The 2,573-nt window shown below is 36.7% G+C and carries 2 protein-coding genes and 2 pseudogenes; all 4 read right to left on the reverse strand.

What is annotated here, in order from left to right; genetic code table 11:
- Positions 1-176 precede the first annotated feature (176 nt).
- Positions 177-665 carry a photosystem II cytochrome c-550 gene (gene psbV, locus AFK68_RS02340; RefSeq protein WP_094671319.1) on the reverse strand — a complete coding sequence of 163 codons (489 nt, stop codon included), beginning with the start codon at positions 663-665 and terminating at the stop codon, positions 177-179.
- Positions 666-827: 162 nt separating this feature from the next.
- The gene (locus AFK68_RS02345) at positions 828-1,013 is read right to left on the reverse strand and encodes a translation initiation factor IF-2 N-terminal domain-containing protein (RefSeq protein ID WP_094671321.1); all 186 of its coding nucleotides are present in this window, start codon (positions 1,011-1,013) and stop codon (positions 828-830) included.
- 69 nt (positions 1,014-1,082) lie between these two features.
- Positions 1,083-1,383, reverse strand: a pseudogene (locus AFK68_RS40885) (acetyl-CoA carboxylase carboxyl transferase subunit beta); the annotation flags it as partial.
- 1 nt (position 1,384) lies between these two features.
- Positions 1,385-2,259 (reverse strand): annotated as a pseudogene (accD, locus tag AFK68_RS02355) (acetyl-CoA carboxylase, carboxyltransferase subunit beta); the annotation flags it as partial.
- Positions 2,260-2,573: the final 314 nt, after the last annotated feature.

Genomic DNA, 2,573 nt, shown 5'->3' on the forward strand with positions numbered 1-2,573 from the left:
AAAACGAATCAGTAATGATTTATTCAACATAATACTTTTATTACTTTAGTAACTACAAATATCAAATATAAATAACTGATTTTAGATTAGGCTTTAATGAGGAGAAAAATAGATTTTTTCCCATCAAAAAAACAATAATCTAAAATCATCAATCAATGTTTGAAAAAAAAAGAATTTTAACGGAAGATTTTACCGCCGCCCCATCCTTTGCCTAAAACTTTAGGCTGTACAAGAATGTAACCAGCGATCGCGTATAAATCATCCTCTGTAAGATTTCTCATTTCTGGGTAAATATCCGCACTCTTAATACTGGGATGAAACTCAAATATTTCAATAAACCCATCATAAGTAGTAGGATTTTTCATGTAGTCTATCAAACCTTCTATATTATCTCGTGCTGGATAGGCCAATGATAAAACTTCTGGGTCTAAGGAAACATCAGGATTTGTTTTGGTAATTCCTCCTACATGACACTGAGAACAAACATTATTAAATGCCCGTCTGCCTCTTGTGTATTCCTTAATGGTAAGTACAACTTCTTCACCATCCTCATTCAGAGGTAAAGTTCGATCGTTATCAGTTAATTCAGCTGCAGTGGCACTGTTGATGAACGTTTGAAACGTCAAGAATAGTATGGCAACTACAGCTATGAAAAATTTTTTCAAGTTTCTTCTCCTTAAAACTGGCAAGTTAATCAACCAACACAGATATGTTCATTAATGGAAATATTTCCTTGAAGTAACTGGACTTCAGGTTTACTGAACTTTAATCTAATTTTTATTTATCAGTGTTCAGGTGTCAATTAGTCAAGTATTTAGACTCCTCTATTAGGAATCAGACTTTTGTTTTTGGGCCAATATGTGAGACATGATTGCTTTGGCATCCTCTAAGGCCAAACGAGTTTGAGAATGCTTATAAGAAATCCCCATTTGGTCACAAAGACGAAGTACCTGATTTACATGGACATTAAAGTCTTCTGCTATTTCTTGGATTGATATATCAGCAAAACCCATAAATTTTTTTCAGTTTGTTTATAATTTAGATCAAGCCAGTTACAAAAATTCCTTTGAAGTTCCCATAATTTAATTCTGAGGTGTAGCTTGAATTTTATGCTCATTTGTCAAGGAATTATGGTGTTCTGCCGGAAAGGGTAAATGACAATATGGCCCTGCTTCTAATGACTCAGCAGAACTAAGGGTGGTAGAATGAGGTTTATGTAGGCGGATTAACTGGACCAGAGTTTTCTTTAATTGGGTACGAGGTACAATAGCGTCTACAAAACCATGTTCCAATAGATACTCAGAGGTCTGAAAGTTGTCGGGTAATTTTTCACGGACTGTTTGTTCAATCACTCGTCGTCCAGCAAAACCTATTGTGGCTTTCNGAACTAAGGGTGGTAGAATGAGGTTTATGTAGGCGGATTAACTGGACCAGAGTTTTCTTTAATTGGGTACGAGGTACAATAGCGTCTACAAAACCATGTTCCAATAGATACTCAGAGGTCTGAAAGTTGTCGGGTAATTTTTCACGGACTGTTTGTTCAATCACTCGTCGTCCAGCAAAACCTATTGTGGCTTTCGGTTCAGCGATAATAATATCTCCAAGCATGGCAAAACTGGCAGTTACACCACCTGTAGTCGGATGAGTTAAAACTGGAATGTATAGCAGTTTAGCTTCTCTATGCTGTTCTAGAGCACCGGATATCTTGGCCATTTGCATCAGACTCAACATTCCTTCTTGCATTCTGGCTCCACCAGAAGCACAAATAATTACTACAGGTAAACTTTCTTGAGTGGCCTTTTCAATTAATCGGGTCAGTTTTTCTCCAACGACTGAACCCATACTTCCTCCCATAAATCCAAAGTCCATAACTCCCAAGGCCACAGGTTCTGCTTCAATATTACCGATACCTGTTTGTACAGCATCTAGAAGTCCAGTTTTTCTTTGATATTCTTGGAGGCGATCGCTGTATGCTTTGCGATCGCGGAATTTCAAGGGGTCTGTTCCTCTAACTTGTTCGTTAATTGGCATCCAGGTGTTAGTATCTATCAACTGCTGAATGCGCTCTTGGCTAGATACTCGTATATGGTGTCCACATTCTAGGCAAACCATTTGATTTGCTTGGAGGTCTTTTGTATAAGTTAGAGCGCCACAAGCTTCACATTTAAGCCAAAGTCCATCAGCAATTTCTCGTTCAGGTCTTTGTTGAGAGTTCTGGGCTGATTTTTGTCGATTTGCAAACCAATCAAATAGAGACATTAAAATATTTTTGAATTAATTATTCAGTGATTAAATTTTTGGTAAAGCCCGCTATTATATACCTATTGAGGTAAGTTGTCTAGCAACAGAGCTATGGCACTATAGGTTAAGGTTAGAGCAATACTTTAAGTTTTGGATTAATACACTGATGAAATACTTTGTTATACTACCGCAATTCTATATCCTAAAGTTCTCTTGGTTGACTATAAATTAAAGAAATTTCTGTAACCTTTGAAAAAGTTTGGCTTGATGAGTGTTGATTTAGTCTATTGTTTTATATGGTTGTATAGAACCCCTGAAAGGATCTATGAATT

Origin of the sequence: Hydrocoleum sp. CS-953 (assembly GCF_002260545.1) — a bacterium.
Taxonomy (GTDB): Bacteria; Cyanobacteriota; Cyanobacteriia; order Cyanobacteriales; family Microcoleaceae; genus Trichodesmium.